Below are 15,699 nucleotides of genomic sequence, written 5' to 3'. Positions count from 1 at the left end.
AACGCCACTGAACTAACTTTCAGCCTCGCGAGTCAGCATCTAACGCATGCTCTAGCAGACTTCGAGGCTGAAATCCGATGCACATCTCTCTCAAGCAACAAGTCGCACTCGTGACCGGCGCCAGTTCCGGTCTTGGCGCCGCAGCAGCGCGCGCGCTGGCAGACGCCGGCGCGGCGGTGGTCATCAATTACCATTCCAAGGCGGAACCGGCCGAGAAACTGGCGGACGAGATTCGTGCGGCGGGTGGACAAGCCGTCGCCATCGGTGCTGATGTGTCCAAGGAAGACGAAGTCGAACGGATGTTCGCCCAGACCATCGAGCAGTTCGGGGCGCTGGACATTTTGTTCGCCAACTCGGGCCTGCAAAAGGATGCCGCGTTCGTCGACATGAGTCTTGAGGACTGGAACACGGTGATCAACGTCAACCTCACCGGCCAGTTCCTGTGCGCGCGCGCGGCCGTGCGCCAGTTCATCCGCCAGGGCATGCGTGACCACGTGTCACGGGCGATGGGCAAGATCATTCACATGAGTTCGGTGCACCAGGTCATTCCATGGGCCGGACATGTCAATTACGCGGCCTCCAAGGGGGGCGTCGACCTGCTCATGCGCAGCATTGCGCAGGAAGTGGGCGAGCAGAAAATTCGCGTCAACAGCGTTGCACCCGGCGCGATTCGTACGCCGATCAATGCCGATGCCAGGCAAGGCGATGCTGAAAGCAAGATGCTCGAACTCATCCCCTATGGCCGCATCGGTGAACCCGAAGACGTTGCCAACGCAGTGGTCTGGCTGGCGTCTGATGCCTCGGATTACGTCCACGGCACGACCCTGTTCATCGACGGAGGGATGACCCTTTATCCGGAGTTTCGTGGCAATGGCTGATTTCCCGGAAGAAGCACAGAACCCGATCGAGAACCACGGCATCATCGGCGACATGCGCAGTGCCGCCCTGATTGCCGATACCGGCAGCATCGATTTTTGTTGCTGGCCGGACTTCGACAGCCCGTCAATCTTTACCGCGTTGCTGGACACCACCGACGCAGGAATTTTCCAATTGGCGCCGGATTTGCCTGACGCGCGTCGATTGCAGATCTACCTGCCGGACACCAACGTGCTGCAGACCCGCTGGATATCGGAAGAGGCGGTCGTGGAGGTCACGGACCTGATGCCCATTGGCGAAGACAAGGACGATTTGCCGCGCATTGTGCGTCGGGTTCAGGTGCGCTTCGGCAAGGCCACGATACGCATGCGCTGCAAGGTGCGTATGGATTACAGCCGTGTCGAGACCACCGCGCACCTGGAAGGCAGTGACGTGTGCTTTCAGGCCACGGGTCAGCCAGGCATGCGCCTGTCCGCGACAACCCCTTTGCAGGTGGAGCAGCACGCGGCACTGGCCGAGTTCCAGATGGAGAAGGGGCAGATCATCGAGTTCATCCTCGGCGGTGTGGATGATCCGCATGTCGCGGCCGGCAGATGCTCACGGTATTTCGACGACACCCTCGCATTCTGGCGACGTTGGGCCGGCCAGTCCCTGTACCACGGGCGCTGGCGCGAGACGGTTATGCGCTCGGCGCTGGCACTCAAACTGCTAACTTCGCGCAAGCACGGCGGCATCATCGCCGCAGCCACCTTCGGTTTGCCGGAAACGCCCGGTGGCGAGCGTAACTGGGATTACCGCTACACCTGGATCCGTGATGCGTCATTTACGGTGTATGCCTTCATGCGTCTGGGTTACACCGATGAGGCCAATGCGTTCATGGGCTGGATGCGCGGTCGTCTGGATGATTGCTGCGAGGGCACTGAAAAGATGGGCATTCTCTACGCCCTCGACGGCCGCGAAAAGCTGCCTGAAGAACACCTTGATCATTTGGCCGGCTATGGTGGCGCGCTGCCCGTGCGGATCGGCAACGAAGCGTACGAACAGACACAACTGGATATCTACGGCGAGCTGATGGACGCCGTTTACCTGGCCAACAAGTACGGCGATGCGATTTCCCATGACGGCTGGAAGCACGTGGTGCGTCAGGTGGATTACGTGTGCGAGCACTGGGATGACCGTGACGTGGGTATCTGGGAAATGCGCGGCGGTGATCAGCATTTCCTGCACTCCAGGCTGATGTGCTGGGTGGCGCTGGACAGGGCGCTGCGTCTGGCGTTCAAGCGCTCGCTGTCGGGTCCTTTCGAGCGCTGGACCAAGGTACGTGAGCAGATTCACGACGACATCTGGGGCAACTTCTGGAACGAAGAGCTGGGGCATTTCGTGCAGTACAAAGGCAGCCGCAACCTGGACGCCTCGATGCTGCTGATGCCGCTGGTACGTTTTGTCGGGGCCAGCGATCCCAAGTGGCTGGCGACGCTGGACGCCATCGAGCGCACGCTGGTACGCGACGGCATGGTGTTCCGTTATCGCAATGACGACGATCACGACGATGGTCTGGAAGGTGAAGAGGGCGCATTTGTCGCGTGCTCGTTCTGGTACGTCGAATGCCTGGCCCGCGCCGGGCGGGTCGGGCAGGCGCATCTGGAATTCGAGCAACTGCTGCGTTACGCCAACCCGCTGGGTCTGTACGCCGAGGAGTTCGACGCCCACGCCCATCATCTGGGCAATACGCCACAGGCGTTGAGTCATCTGGCGCTGATCAGCGCGGCCACCTTTCTGGACCGCAAACTGAGTGGCGGTCAAGCGCTCTGGCAGCCCTGAGTCGACCTGCACGGGGGATTTGCGTTACTTGGCATGTAATGCAAATCCCACCGACTTGTATTCCAGTGCGTAATCGTCCGCAATCATCGCGCAATAACTCAGGCGTGCCAGATAGACGCCTGGATTGCCGATATAGGGGCGGATGTCGACGTTATCCCCGCACATGGCCAGCTTGCGACCGCGCAACACACCCATCGCCTGCCCGGAGCGAATCGCGCCCATGGGCGTCCAGTCAGCGATGATCAGCGCCCCCTCAGGCACCAATTGCTCGTAGGCCTTCACGAACTGTTCGGCAGAGCGGTCGGGCAGGTAGGGCACCATGAAATAGTGGATGTCATCGCGAAACGGAAGTTTCTCCTTGTGGGTGGGCAGATTGACCACGCCGCTGGCATACAGCGAGTACGCCAGCATGATCACCAGCGGCGACGTCAGCACCGAGACGTTCAGCAGCGCAGTGCCTGTCCGATTGTGCGGCAGCAGCGCAGGCAGCTGAATCATGCCGATTATGCTCAGCATGGCGATGCCCGGCAGGAAGAAGGTGAAGCGATCAGTGACGTTGTAGGAAATCGCGAAGACCAGATTCAACAGCGCTGCACTCCACAGCAGGCGCAACCGGCTGTCTGCGGGAAATAACAGCAGCCCTGCAACCTGTGGGCCGATCAACGACAGCAACAGCAGCACCACCGAGTTCTTCTCGTGCCACAAGTCGTCGAATCGAAACAGGCTGCCTTCCCACTCTGGGCCTGCGAGGGTCGTCGAGGCACCCGTCAGGTAACGCCGAACGATGTCGATCAGCCCCATTCCCGCGTTCAGGTCGTTGGACACTGCCACGGCGGCAGTTGCGAAGCCGAGGATGAAACCGGGCACCGTCATCAGCATTCGCGCCTTGTGCTGGTACAGCAACTGGATGTAAAGCGGCAGCATCACGATGAAGGTCAGTTGATGGATCGAGGCGCTCAGCCCGGTCAGCACGCCGATGACGAACAGTTTTTTCAAAGGCGTCAGACGCGGGCTGGCACTGAATTGCACCGCATAGCCCGCCACCACGAACAAGGTGTGCAGCAGATAGACCTCGGCCTTGGTTGACACCCAGAACACCGCGTGGGCCAGTATTGTGGCCGTGGCGGCCAGCAACGCCTGACGCGGCGTAGCACCGACGCGGGTTGCCAGTTGGTAGATGATCCACGCCAGTGGCAGCAACAGCAGCGAGTTCATCAGGCTGAGCACCTGCGAGCCGAACACTATGTAAAACAGCGTGCTGAAGAAGTGAAAAAACGGATGATCCAGCGGCCCGAGTGACTGGCTGAAATACTCACCGGTGGTGGCCTCGGCCAGGAACATGCCGTTGTCCATCCACTGGATCGGGCCGCTGGACGCAATGAAGCTGGCCACAATGGCGGCACACAGCAACAGCAGGGCAATCGTGATTGAAGGTCGAGCATGGGATGAAGTCATTTAGAAGCTCCTCCTTGAGGCGAGTGGTCTTGTCCGATGGCATCGCCTCATCGGGCTGGATGTTCCATCGACGTCGAGTCCTTGAACCGGCTGAGCATGACTGCGCCGATGGCGACCGCAAACCACAGGGTCGCAAGACGAATCAGAATGGTCGCGGCAATTGCGTCGGCAGCGGGCATGCCCTTGAACATCAGCAGCCCGATCATCACCGCTTCGGCACCGCCCAGCCCGCCGGGCATGAAACTCAGTGCACCGGCCAGCATCGCGAGTGCGTAAGTGAACACCGCGAACGTCAGTGGAATCTCTGCGCCCATCCAGCCAAGCACCCAGTGAAACGCAAGCGCCTCGGCGCTCCAGGCGATCAGGCTGAGCAGGCTGGCGCCCAACAGCACATTCCAGCGATGGCAGTGACGAGCAGCCAGCAACACATCGAGCAGGTGCTTGAGCAGCGTCGGCAGCCGAGAGGTCGCGTGCGCGATCGTTCCCCGCAATCCTTCCAGCAAGCGACGTTGCGACAGGGTCAGCAATCCCGACATCACCAGCGCCAGACCTACAGCAATCATCGGTTGCGCAGGTGGGTACCAAAACAGCCCGAACAACGTCAGCAGCGCAATCGCCAGCAGGTCGGACAGCCGCTCGCTGACAAACGCCGCAAAACTCTGCGGGTAAGGTACGCCCAGCGGCTTGAGCAATACGCCGCGCAGCGCTTCTCCTGCCTTGCCCGGTGTGGTGGTCAAGGCAAAGCCTGCCAGGTACGCAGGCAGGCTGTCGCGCCACGCCAGCGGATGGCCGAGCACTTGCAGATAAAGTTGCCAGCGCAGGAAGCGCAGCCCGTAATTCACCGTCGACATCAGCAGCGCAAGTACGATGCCGATGGTGCCGACTCTTGCTGTAGCCTGCGCCACCTCGTGCCAGCCGCCCCACAGACAGAACGCCAGGTAGCCCAGCGCCGAGCCGATGACTGACAGCACCACGGCCCGGTAGCGCCACCCGGACAGCCACGGCGTGCCCGTCACAGGTTGAGCCTCTTGAACAACGGCTGTGGAATCGAGCGGATCGCCAGCATGATCCACGCCCAGAACCCCGGCGCGTACAGGCTGGTGGACTGACGGGCAATGCCGTTGACGATCCGTTCGGCGACCTGCTCGGGCTGGGCGAGCAATGCCGCGGGCAGCGACAGGCCTTGTGTCATCGGCGTGTCGACAAAGCCGGGCTTGATGGTCAGCACGTGCACGCCCAGCTTGAACAGCCGCGCCTGCAAGCCCTCGCAAAAGGTCGACACCGCAGCCTTCGCCGAGCCGTACAGGTAGTTGGAAGGCCGGCCCCGTTCACCGGCGACCGATGAGATGACCGCCAGCGTGCCGCACCGCTGAACCTCGAAATGCTGAGCGAGCAGTGTCAGCAACGCGATCACCGACGCGCTGTTGGTGATGAACTCCTGCAGTGCCAGCCCGACATCCTGCTCGCAGGCGCGTTGATCCGGCAGGGTGCCATGAGCGATCAACACGACGTCGATCTGACCGAGGGTCTTGAGACAGTCGGCCAGCATGGCGGGGTGCTCGGCGAAATGCGTGGCGTCCATTTCATACAGCGTGACGGTCTTGGCGCCGCGCCCCTTGAGATCGGCCGCCGTGACCTGCAGCTTGTCGGCACTGCGCGCCACCAGAAAGAATTCACAGCCTTGTGCGGCCCATAGACGAGCGCAGGCGTGGGCGATGGCCGAGGTGGCTCCGATGATCAGAATTCGTTTCATGGCAGGATTCGTTTCCAGAAGCGGGACATCAGGGAAGGGTCGCGCAGGGCTTCCAGTCTCTCCCAGGCCGGGTAGGCCTGGCGGAAATCGCTCCCGTTCATGTGGGCGTCCTTGGCCGGGTACAGACGTCCGCCGGCCTCGTGGACAATGGCGTCCAGACGCGGGAACAACGACCCGGCAAGGTCGCGGTGTTGCGGAAAGTCCAGCGCCAGCGAAGTGCCCGGCATCGGGAACGACAGCAGGCCGGGCGAGGCAATGTCACCACAGCGCTTGAGCACCGCCAGAAATGAACCCTGACCGGATTCGGCGATGACATCGAGCAGCGCCTGCATGGCGTCCTGCGCGCAGTCTTCAGGTATCACGCACTGGTATTGCTGAAAGCCCTTGCGCCCATAAATCCGGTTCCAGTGCAGTACTCGGTCGAGCGGATAGAAAAACGGCTCGTAGGTGCTGCGCCGTGGCGTAGGCCGTGCCGGGTGGGCGTGCCAGTACAGCGAGTTGAACAGGCGCAGCGACAGGTTGTTGATCAGCGACAGCGGCGGGGTGAGGGGCACACTCAGTTTGCTGCGCCGCTCGACCTCAAACGAGCCGAAGCGCGCATGGTCGCCGACGATGTACACACCACGCCCGCTATGGCTGCCTCGCGCCAGACAGTCGATCCAGGCCACGCTGTATTCGTGCTGATGGTCCAGCTCCCGCGACAGCGAAAAGAACTCGCCGAGGTTGGCGAAGCGCACCACAGTGCTGTCGATCTGGCTGGCACGAATCGGCATCAACTGCAGATCGGCCCAGTGAATGACCCCGGTCAGCCCCAGCCCGCCGATGCTGGCCGCATACAGCAACGGGTTCTCGGCCGGGCAGCAGATCAACGGCTGCTCGCGGTGACGTATCAGGCCGAAGCGTGGTACATGGCAGCCAAAGGTGCCGCGCAGGTGATGATTTTTGCCGTGTACGTCATTGGCGATTGCGCCGCCTACCGTGACGAATTGTGTGCCCGGCGTCACCGGCAGAAACCAGCCCTGCGGGATGGCAGCGGCGAGTACCTGCGCGAGGGTCATGCCCGCTTCGACGCGCACCACGCCGGTGGTCCAGTTGGCCGCGATAAAACGGTCCAGCCGGTGCATGTGCAGCACATGCCCGCTGCTGGCCAGGCAACTGTCGCCGTAGCTGCGGCCATTGCCGAAGGGCAGGCTGCTTTCATGAAGGGCAAGTGTGGTGTCCAGATGCTGTGGGAGATCATCGATCCACGAGCATTCATGGCCCTGCTGCGCGATCAGGGGATACCGACCCCACGGATAGAGAGGCGCCGTCATGCGGCAATCCAGAACACCAGGAGGAACAGCGCGCCGACCCCCTGACTGATGCGGTCGCGTATGGCGAATACGACCGGATCATCATTCATCAAACCGCGATGGGTGAGCATCCACAGCCGGGTGATCCAGAACAGCAGCAACGGGCACGCCAGCCAGATGACATGCGGGTGTTGATACAGCACCACAGTGGCCCCTTCGTGTATGTACAGCGCCAGAACCATCACGGCGAGGTTGCCGGACGACGCACCCAGCGAGGCGATCATGTCCAGGTCGCTGGGGTAATAGCCGCGACCGCGTGCCTTGCCTTCGACCTCACGCACCCGCGCTTCGCGCAACTCGGCGTAGCGTTTGACCAGCGCCAGACTCAGGAACAGGAACATCGAGAACGCCAGAATCCAGAACGTGAGTGGCAGATGAAAGGCCGCTGCACCGGCCAGAATGCGTGTGGTGTAGAGCATGGCCAGTACAATGACGTCCACGGCCATGTGCCGCTTGAGGTACAGCGAATACACCAGCGTCAACACGTAGTACGCCCCCAGCACCGCTGAAAACTGCCACGGCAGAAACCACGCTGCTCCTCCGAAAGCCAGCAGCAACAAGGTCGGTACCGCGATCAGTCCCGACGTGATTGGTAGGCGGCCACTGGCGAACGGCCGATTGCGTTTGCTGCGATGGTGCCGGTCGTCCGCCAGGTCCAGCAGGTCGTTGAGTACATAGACGCTCGATGCACAGAGGCCGAAGAGCAAAAACGCCAGCAGGCCGTCGATCCACTGTTCAGGCTGCTGGATCTGATGCGCCGCCAGCAGCGGCACGAAGATCAGCGCGTTCTTGAGCCACTGATGCAGGCGCAGCGCCTTGCGCCAGTCCTTGAGGCTCGACGCGTTGGCATTCATGACCTGCTCGACATTGCCGTGCGCCTGCGCCTGGCGTTCGACGCCTGTATGCGGGTTGGCGACGATGGCCTTGCGTGCGACGGTCCAGATGCACAGGTCGTCTGAAGAGTTGCCGATGTAGTCGAAACCGCCCTGACCGTAGTGGCTGATCAGCAGATCACGTTTGCGATGGGCCGAGAGATTGACCTCACCGTCCGAGGCCCACACCTGATCGAACAGATTCAGGTGCGTTGCAATGCGATTAGCCAGGGTTTCATGAGCGGCGGTGGCGAGAACGATCAGCCGGCCCGTGCTGCGTTGCGCCTCAATGTAACTGAGCACCTGCGGGTCATAGGGCAGAAGCGCAATATCGACCGTGCTGGCCAATGCCAGGCCCTGTTTCAGCGCGGCCTTGCCCTTTAACAGCCACAGCAGCAGTTTGAAGACCTGCAGCGGATGTTGCCGCACGAACGCCATGGCCGTTTCAAACAGCAAGTCTGAACGCAACAGCGTGCCATCCAGGTCAACGACCAAGGGTGGATGGACTTCGAGAATTCTTCCCTGAATGCCAGACATGGACAGTGGCTCCTGTGAAAGTGAGCGCACTATGGAACGAAAATGGACAACCGCCACTTCAATAAAATTAAACACAGTGGATTTAATTGCCGTCTGTATGGCGTCAGAAAAGACCGGGATAATAAAGCGGCCGACCGTTAATACTATTGTTTCATTCAAGTAACACATTCACGGTCTGGAGCAGCGATATGTTCGATACGGCAGGCGCTGGATATTGACTGGCGACACGGAGTTATTGGTCTTTAATAAGTACTGGTCTTCCACTGTCGCCGAAGTGTGTGCGTCACGACGTTGAAACAGGGATGATGATGTCCACGACAGGAGTCATAATGACACCCTTTTTGCCGTTGTCCGGGAGTCAAGATGACCCATCCACTGCTACGCGCGCTGGTACCGCTGGTTGCCGATCTGTCACGCGAACTGCCCGACGAGGAGCGTTATCGGCGGTTGCTGCAGGCGCTGCGGCAATGGCTGCATTGCGACGCTGCGGCGCTGCTCAGGCTCGACGACGATGTGCTGATCCCGCTCGCCGTGGATGGATTAAGCCCCGATACGCTGGGGCGACGCTTCAAGGTCGACGAGCATCCGCGTTTCAAGGCGTTGCTGGAAAGCCAGGTGCCGGTGCGCTTTTCCTACGATTGCCCGCTGCCTGATCCCTATGACGGCCTCGTCGAAGGGCACGGCCCTCTGGAAGTTCATGATTGCGTGGGCTGCGTGCTGTATTTCCAGGAGCGGCCGTGGGGGCTTATGACCCTCGACTCGCTGGACCCGTCCAGCTTCGGCAAGGTCGATCTGGATAACCTGCAGGCGTTCGCCAGTCTCGCCGCAGCCACAGTCATGGCCAGCGAGCGCATCCAGCATCTGGCACGCGGGTTCGAGGATCAGCGACAACTGGCGGAAGTCTACAAACGTGCAGCCGGTGGACGAGCGCCGCGGGAGCTGATTGGCCAGAGTGCTGTGCTGGAACGTCTGCAGCAGGAAATCCAGTTGGTCGCCAACAGCCCGCTGACCGTTCTGGTCACCGGCGAAACCGGTGTCGGCAAGGAGCTTGTCGCCGAGGCCATCCACTTGCATTCCCCCAGGGCGCACAAGCCGCTGATCAGCCTTAACTGTGCGGCGCTGCCGGAAACACTGGTTGAGAGCGAGCTGTTCGGGCATGTCAAAGGCGCGTTCTCCGGTGCCGTCAATGGCCGCAGCGGCAAGTTCGAGCTGGCGGACGGCGGCACGCTGTTTCTGGACGAAGTGGGCGAACTGCCGCTTACCGTGCAGTCCAAGTTGCTGCGCGTATTGCAGAGCGGCCAGTTGCAGCGGGTGGGCTCCGATCACGAACATCGGGTGGATGTCAGGATCATCGCGGCCACCAATCGCAATCTGGCTGAGGAAGTGCGCTCTGGCCGGTTTCGCGCCGACCTTTATCATCGTTTGAGTGTGTACCCATTGCAGGTGCCGGCACTGCGCGAGCGTGGCCGTGACGTGCTGTTGCTGGCCGGCTACTTTCTGGAGGAAAACCGGCTGCGCATGGGCTTGCGCAGCCTGCGCCTGAACGCCGATGCGCAGCGAATGCTGCTGGCGTATGCCTGGCCTGGCAATGTCAGGGAACTGGAGCACCTGATCAGTCGCGCGGTGCTCAAGGCGCTTTCGGCCCATGCGCAAAGGCCGCGTATTCTGACCATCGAGCCCCAGGCATTGGACCTTGATGAACCTCTCGACAGTGCCTTGTCAGCGCAGGTGGCGCTGGACTGTCCGCCGTTGATTCAGGGCCAGGGACTCAAAGCGGCTGTGGATGCCTATCAACGGGCGTTGATTGCCGAGGCGCTTGACCGACATCAGGGACGTTGGGTGGACGTAGCCCGCGAGTTGTCGGTCGATAGAGCCAATCTCAATAGACTGTCGAAGCGATTGGGCATCCGCTGATGGCGTCGGTCGGTGTTCATTGGTCGCCGATACCTGAGAAAGAGTGAATTTTTTCATGACAACTTGGGTCACCTATTACTCAAGCCACCACTGAAAAAGGATCAGGCTTTCAATGGCACTGCCCAAACACTTTCGCATTGATTATCTTTTGAATGGCTCTTTCAAGAGTTTCTATATACGAACCGAACATATGGATACGGTCGAGGCCTGGCACTACGCAAGTGTCGATGCAGGCCTGGCGCGCATCCCCAAGTATCGTCTGGAAAAGGTGCCGCGCGTCACCAAACCTTACGCGGAACACTTCGGCATCAGTAATGTGGAATGGGCTCAGGCGTGAGCCCATCCCCGCGCTGTTTCAACGATGAGCAATGTTTTCCAGCGCCAGATTTCGCGTGCGTGGCCCAAAGCCTGCGATGGTCACGATGACGATCAGCATGCTGCTGACGATGAATGCCAGCACGCCGGGCGTGCCGAAATGCTCCAGAAAGATGCCGATCAGCAAGCTGCTGAATACCGTCGACAGTCGACTGAACGAGTAACAAAAGCCGACCGCGCGAGCCCGGATATTGGTGGGGAACAGCTCGCCCTGATAAGAGTGATAGCTGAAACTCAACCAGGCGTTACAGAACGTGATCATGACCCCGCAGACAATCAGCCCCACTGCGCTGGTCTGAAAAGCGAACAGCGTGCCGAAGATCATCGAGCCCAAGGCTGATCCTACGATCTGCCATTTGTTTTCAAACCGATTGGCAAACTTCACGAACAACAACGGACCCAACGGGTATGCCAGTGTGATCACGAAGGCGTAGGCCAGACTGTGGGTCACGCTCACGCCCTGGCCGGAAAGCAGCGCCGGCAGCCAGTTGCCAAAACCGAAGAACCCGATGGCCTGGAAGATATGGAAGGCAATCAGCATCAAGGCGCGACGACGGTAAGGCGGTTGCCAGATGTCGGCAAAGCGACCCTTGCCCTCGACCACTACATGCGCCAGTTCGGGTTCGTCCAGCGGCTTTTTATGGTCCTTCAGGCAGCGTGCCTCCAGCTCGTCCACCACCTGCTCGGCTTCCTTGAAGCGCGCCTGTTGTGCCAGCCAGCGTGGCGATTCCGGCAACGCTGAACGCAGCCACCAGATGAACAGGGCAAACACCGCGCTGCTGATGACCACCCAACGCCAGCCCGAATAACCGAACGGCGCTTGTGGCACCAGCCACCATGACATCAGGGCAACGGTGGGTACCGACAGAAACTGAATGAAAAAGGCGAAAGCGAACGCCGCGCTGCGCATGCGTTTGGGCACCAGTTCCGACAGGTAGGCATCAATGGTGACCAACTCGACACCCAGGCCGATGCCGACCAGGAAGCGCATGCCGATCACGCCCATCGCGGAGGTCTGCAGGCCCATCATTACCGTGGCCACGGTGTACCAGATCAGCGCGAAAGTGAAAATCGCGCGACGCCCGAAGCGATCGGCAATCGGGCTGAGCAGGCTGGCACCAAAGAACAGCCCCAGAAAGGTTGCCGAGGCGAACGCTGCCTGATCGGAGAAGCCGAACAGCCCCTGACTGCCGGTGGCAAAAATCCCGTCGCGGATTAGTCCGGGGCTGATGTAGGCGGTCTGGAACAGATCGTAGAGTTCGAAAAAACCGCCGATGGACAGCAGCGCGACCAGTTTCCAGATCGTCGCCACGGCGGGCAGGCGGTCGATGCGCGCCGAGATCAATGCGGCGCGATGGGCGTCCGTAAGGGTGTCAGTGGCCAGGGTCGAGGAGGGCATGCTGAGGCTGTCCAAAGGAGGAGGATCGGACATATTACGCGTTTTACATTTGGTAATACTTGCAGAATAAGGCGATTTTAAGGCTATAAAAGACGTTTTATTGCTTTAAAATTACTTTAAATAGTTATTTGTGTAGCGAGTATGACGATTTCTTTAAGATTCCCGTTGTCATGTAATCGACACCGAATGAATGATTAACGACCTATAAAAAGCGATATCCAGAGCGTTTACGGGCGTCGATGTATCAGAATGTGTCGCGAAACTTTAGGATAAGTGCTTCGCTTTCTGCCTCATCGGGTTCCCGTGACGTACAAACTGCCTACCACCGCAACGGCGCCGTTCTGTCCCTCGGCAACGACCGACAGTGTCGCCATTCCGCCCAATGCGTCAGTGCTGCGCAAGATGATGTTGTTCGTGGGTCCCGGCTTGCTGGTCTCCATTGGCTACATGGACCCTGGCAACTGGGCGACGGCCATCGAGGCAGGATCGCGTTTCGGTTATGCGCTGCTGTTCGTGGTGGTGCTGGCGAGTCTGTCGGGGATGGTGCTGCAGAATCTGTGCTCGCGTCTGGGTATCGCCACTGGGCGTGACCTGGCGCAATTGTCGGCTGCGCGCTACAGCCGTAATGTCGCCAAAGAGCAATGGGTGCTGGCCGAGTTGTCGATCATTGCCACCGACCTGGCCGAGGTGCTGGGCGCGGCGTTGGCGTTTCACCTGCTGTTGGGCGTCTCGATTACCACGGGTGTGGCACTGACGGCGTTCGACACCTTGATCGTGCTGGCCTTGCAGGGTGCCAACTTCCGTCGTCTGGAAGCCATTGTGCTGGGGCTGATCGCAACCATCGCGGCCTGCTTTGCCGTCGAGCTGATCCTGATCAAGCCATTCTGGCCGGACGTTGCAGCCGGTCTCAAACCCAGCTGGGACGTGCTCAGCAGTCAGGAGCCGCTGTACATCGCCATCGGCATTCTGGGCGCTACGGTCATGCCACATAACCTCTATCTGCACTCCTCGGTGGTGCAGACCCGGGTCAACGGTTCTGACCTGGCGAGCAAGGCCACGGCCATTCGGTTCGCGCGCCTGGACACGATCGGCTCGCTCAGCCTCGCGCTGCTGATCAACGCGGCCATTTTGATTCTCGCAGCGGCTGCCTTTCACAAGACCGGTCACACCGACGTGGTGGAGATTCAGGACGCCTACCATTTGCTTGACCCGTTGGTGGGCGGCGCACTAGCCAGCGTGCTGTTCGGTGTGGCCTTGCTGGCAGCGGGGCAGAGCTCGACCTTTACCGGCACTATTGCAGGCCAGGTCGTGCTTGAAGGCTTTTTGCAGGCGAAGATCCCTTGCTGGCAGCGACGTTTGATCACGCGTGCGCTGGCATTGATCCCGGCGCTGATCGGTGTGATCTGGCTGGGCGACAGCTCGGTCGGGCAGATGCTGGTGCTCAGTCAGGTGGTACTGAGCCTGCAGTTGCCGTTTGCACTGTGGCCGCTCATTCGCTTCACCAGTGACAAATCTTTAATGGGCCCGTTCGTTAACGGCCGCGTGGTGCAAATCGCGGCCTGGGGCCTGTTTGGCTTGATCTCGGCCGCCAACCTGACGCTGCTGTGGTTCTGGGTAAGCTGAACTTAGGTATTGCTGCACGGCTCTCACTCCTGACAACAGGTCTGCCGTGAAGGAATCCGGAAATGACGACCCTCCAGACCCCTGACAAAGGGCAGGTATTCGAGACTGACTTGCCTGCCCGGCTGGATCGATTGCCCTGGGGGCGTTTCCACACCCTGCTGGTGGTGGCGCTGGGGATTACCTGGCTGCTCGACGGGCTTGAAGTTACCCTGGCCGGCTCTGTCGCGGGCGCGCTTAAAGCCAGCCCGACGTTGAGCATGAGCAATGCCGACATCGGTCTGGCGGGCGCGGCTTACATTGCCGGCGCGGTGTTGGGCGCGTTGTTTTTCGGTTGGCTGACCGATCGTCTCGGGCGACGCAAATTGTTCTTCATCACCCTGGCGCTCTACATCTGCGCCACCTTCGCGACGGCATTTTCGTTCAACGTCTGGAGCTTCATGCTGTTTCGGTTTCTGACCGGCATGGGCATCGGCGGCGAATACACGGCCATCAACTCGACCATTCAGGAGTTCACGCCTGCGCGCTACCGCGGCTGGGTAGACCTGACTATTAATGGCACTTTCTGGCTGGGCGCGGCGCTCGGTGCGGTGGGTTCAATCGTGTTGCTGGACCCCGACCTTGTGGGCGCTGAACTGGGCTGGCGGCTGTGCTTCGGCATCGGCGCGGTGCTGGGTCTGTTCATTTTGCTGATGCGCCTGTGGCTGCCGGAAAGTCCGCGCTGGCTGATGATTCACGGTCGCTCGGATGAAGCGCGCAAGATCGTCGAGCAAATCGAAGCCAGCATGCAGCAACGAGGGCACGTGCTGCCCGCCGTGAAAGGCAAGCCGCTGCGCCTGCACGCCCGCGACCACACACCGATTGGCGAGATTTTCCATACGCTGTTCGTGTCGTTGCGCCAACGCTCGCTGGTAGGCCTGACGCTCCTGACCGCGCAGGCATTTTTCTACAACGCAATCTTCTTCACCTACGCGTTGGTGCTTACTGATTTCTATGACGTACCGGCCGAACAGGTGGGCTGGTATGTGCTGCCGCTGGCACTGGGTAACTTCTGCGGGCCGCTGCTGTTGGGGCGGCTGTTCGATGTGGTCGGTCGGCGCGTCATGATCAGCCTGACCTACGGACTTTCAGGTGTTCTGCTGGCGATCAGTAGCTATCTGTTCCAGCAAGGTCTGCTGGACGTGACCCAGCAAGCCATCGCCTGGATGGTGATTTTTTTCTTCGCGTCGGCCGCTGCCAGCTCGGCTTACCTGACGGTCGCCGAAACCTTTCCGCTGGAAATTCGTGCGCTGGCCATCGCCGTGTTCTATGCGTTCGGTACAGGGCTGGGCGGAATAATCGGCCCGACGCTGTTTGGTGAGTTGATCGAGACCCATGATCGCAGCAATGTGCTGATCGGTTATCTCATCGGGGCCGGGTTGATGCTGTTGGCGGCGTTCGTGCAGTCAATCTGGGGCGCGGCGGCGGAGCGCAAGTCGCTGGAGGAGGTGGCGCGACCGTTGTCGCAGGCCAGGGATGATTAGCTGTTGAACACGCCGCGCAGATCCTGCACCGACGCCGTGAGTCCCTGAATCTGCTCGCTGACGGCACGGGCTTCAGTCGAACGCGAGTGGGTCTGCAAGTAAGCGAGATGACCTGCCATGTTGCGCGACACGCGCTCGAGGTCGTCAGCGGTACGCTGCACATAGGCCTGAATGTCTTTGAGTTGCTCTATTTGCACCGGTG

General features: G+C 60.4%; 13 protein-coding genes. 6 read left to right on the top strand and 7 right to left on the bottom strand.

Translation table 11 applies throughout. From position 1 onward, the window contains the following. Positions 1-77 precede the first annotated feature (77 nt). Together H8S56_RS03205 and H8S56_RS03200 are read left to right on the top strand one after the other, a co-directional pair. Positions 78-878 (top strand): glucose 1-dehydrogenase, encoded by an 801-nt coding sequence (locus H8S56_RS03205; protein WP_024687182.1) that lies wholly within the window; start codon positions 78-80, stop codon positions 876-878. After that, positions 871-2,697, top strand: coding sequence for a glycoside hydrolase family 15 protein (locus tag H8S56_RS03200; protein WP_187517845.1), 1,827 nt, complete (start codon positions 871-873; stop codon positions 2,695-2,697). Before H8S56_RS03205 ends, H8S56_RS03200 begins: the two co-directional genes overlap by 8 nt. 24 nt (positions 2,698-2,721) lie before the next feature. Here the strand turns inward: H8S56_RS03200 and H8S56_RS03195 are convergent, their stop codons facing one another. From H8S56_RS03195 to H8S56_RS03175, 5 genes are read right to left on the bottom strand one after another with little or no spacing between them, the layout of a single operon-like run. Continuing rightward, on the bottom strand, positions 2,722-4,152 hold the full coding sequence (locus tag H8S56_RS03195; protein WP_187517844.1) for a DUF2723 domain-containing protein: 1,431 nt from the start codon (positions 4,150-4,152) through the stop codon (positions 2,722-2,724). A gap of 47 nt (positions 4,153-4,199) precedes the next feature. Then, positions 4,200-5,168, bottom strand: a complete 969-nt coding sequence (locus H8S56_RS03190) for a lysylphosphatidylglycerol synthase transmembrane domain-containing protein (RefSeq protein ID WP_187517843.1) — start codon at positions 5,166-5,168, stop codon at positions 4,200-4,202. Then, positions 5,165-5,905: an SDR family oxidoreductase gene (locus H8S56_RS03185; RefSeq protein WP_187517842.1), complete on the bottom strand. Its 741-nt coding sequence runs from the start codon at positions 5,903-5,905 to the stop codon at positions 5,165-5,167. Before H8S56_RS03185 ends, H8S56_RS03190 begins: the two co-directional genes overlap by 4 nt. After that, the gene (locus H8S56_RS03180; protein WP_187517841.1) at positions 5,902-7,218 is read right to left on the bottom strand and encodes an FAD-binding oxidoreductase; all 1,317 of its coding nucleotides are present in this window, start codon (positions 7,216-7,218) and stop codon (positions 5,902-5,904) included. Before H8S56_RS03180 ends, H8S56_RS03185 begins: the two co-directional genes overlap by 4 nt. After that, positions 7,215-8,666, bottom strand: coding sequence for a UbiA family prenyltransferase (locus tag H8S56_RS03175; protein ID WP_187517840.1), 1,452 nt, complete (start codon positions 8,664-8,666; stop codon positions 7,215-7,217). The genes H8S56_RS03180 and H8S56_RS03175 overlap by 4 nt, the downstream gene beginning before the upstream one ends. Before the next feature lie 363 nt (positions 8,667-9,029). Here H8S56_RS03175 and norR point away from each other — a divergent pair, with 363 nt between their 5' ends. Both norR and H8S56_RS03165 read left to right on the top strand, forming a co-directional pair. Beyond that, positions 9,030-10,580 (top strand): nitric oxide reductase transcriptional regulator NorR, encoded by a 1,551-nt coding sequence (norR, locus tag H8S56_RS03170; RefSeq protein WP_024687189.1) that lies wholly within the window; start codon positions 9,030-9,032, stop codon positions 10,578-10,580. Positions 10,581-10,692: 112 nt separating this feature from the next. Then, positions 10,693-10,917, top strand: coding sequence for a DUF6555 family protein (locus H8S56_RS03165; protein ID WP_024687190.1), 225 nt, complete (start codon positions 10,693-10,695; stop codon positions 10,915-10,917). Between the two features lie 18 nt (positions 10,918-10,935). Here H8S56_RS03165 and H8S56_RS03160 read toward each other — a convergent pair whose 3' ends face one another. Then, positions 10,936-12,354: an MFS transporter gene (locus H8S56_RS03160; RefSeq protein WP_187517839.1), complete on the bottom strand. Its 1,419-nt coding sequence runs from the start codon at positions 12,352-12,354 to the stop codon at positions 10,936-10,938. A gap of 315 nt (positions 12,355-12,669) precedes the next feature. On the opposite strand from H8S56_RS03160, the gene H8S56_RS03155 reads away from it, so the two are divergent. Together H8S56_RS03155 and H8S56_RS03150 are read left to right on the top strand one after the other, a co-directional pair. Continuing rightward, positions 12,670-13,977, top strand: coding sequence for an Nramp family divalent metal transporter (locus H8S56_RS03155; RefSeq protein ID WP_187518006.1), 1,308 nt, complete (start codon positions 12,670-12,672; stop codon positions 13,975-13,977). Between the two features lie 62 nt (positions 13,978-14,039). Then, positions 14,040-15,497, top strand: coding sequence for an MFS transporter (locus tag H8S56_RS03150; RefSeq protein ID WP_187517838.1), 1,458 nt, complete (start codon positions 14,040-14,042; stop codon positions 15,495-15,497). Here the strand turns inward: H8S56_RS03150 and H8S56_RS03145 are convergent. After that, entirely contained in the window at positions 15,494-15,694 is a 201-nt protein-coding gene (locus tag H8S56_RS03145) for a hypothetical protein (RefSeq protein ID WP_024687194.1), read from the bottom strand. The genes H8S56_RS03150 and H8S56_RS03145 overlap by 4 nt on opposite strands. Positions 15,695-15,699: the final 5 nt, after the last annotated feature.

The organism is Pseudomonas triticifolii, from assembly GCF_014358015.1.
Lineage (GTDB): Bacteria > Pseudomonadota > Gammaproteobacteria > Pseudomonadales > Pseudomonadaceae > Aquipseudomonas > Aquipseudomonas triticifolii.
The sequence above is the reverse complement of the archived record's forward strand: the minus strand, read 5'-3'. Positions and strand labels throughout refer to the sequence as shown.

Coding starts and splice junctions, on each gene's coding strand:
- H8S56_RS03205 (WP_024687182.1), top strand. CDS start 78: ATGCACATCTCTCTCAAGCAACAAGTCGCACTCGTGACCGGCGCCAGT.
- H8S56_RS03200 (WP_187517845.1), top strand. CDS start 871: ATGGCTGATTTCCCGGAAGAAGCACAGAACCCGATCGAGAACCACGGC.
- H8S56_RS03195 (WP_187517844.1), bottom strand. CDS start 4,152: ATGACTTCATCCCATGCTCGACCTTCAATCACGATTGCCCTGCTGTTG.
- H8S56_RS03185 (WP_187517842.1), bottom strand. CDS start 5,905: ATGAAACGAATTCTGATCATCGGAGCCACCTCGGCCATCGCCCACGCC.
- H8S56_RS03180 (WP_187517841.1), bottom strand. CDS start 7,218: ATGACGGCGCCTCTCTATCCGTGGGGTCGGTATCCCCTGATCGCGCAG.
- H8S56_RS03175 (WP_187517840.1), bottom strand. CDS start 8,666: ATGTCTGGCATTCAGGGAAGAATTCTCGAAGTCCATCCACCCTTGGTC.
- norR (WP_024687189.1), top strand. CDS start 9,030: ATGACCCATCCACTGCTACGCGCGCTGGTACCGCTGGTTGCCGATCTG.
- H8S56_RS03165 (WP_024687190.1), top strand. CDS start 10,693: ATGGCACTGCCCAAACACTTTCGCATTGATTATCTTTTGAATGGCTCT.
- H8S56_RS03160 (WP_187517839.1), bottom strand. CDS start 12,354: ATGCCCTCCTCGACCCTGGCCACTGACACCCTTACGGACGCCCATCGC.
- H8S56_RS03150 (WP_187517838.1), top strand. CDS start 14,040: ATGACGACCCTCCAGACCCCTGACAAAGGGCAGGTATTCGAGACTGAC.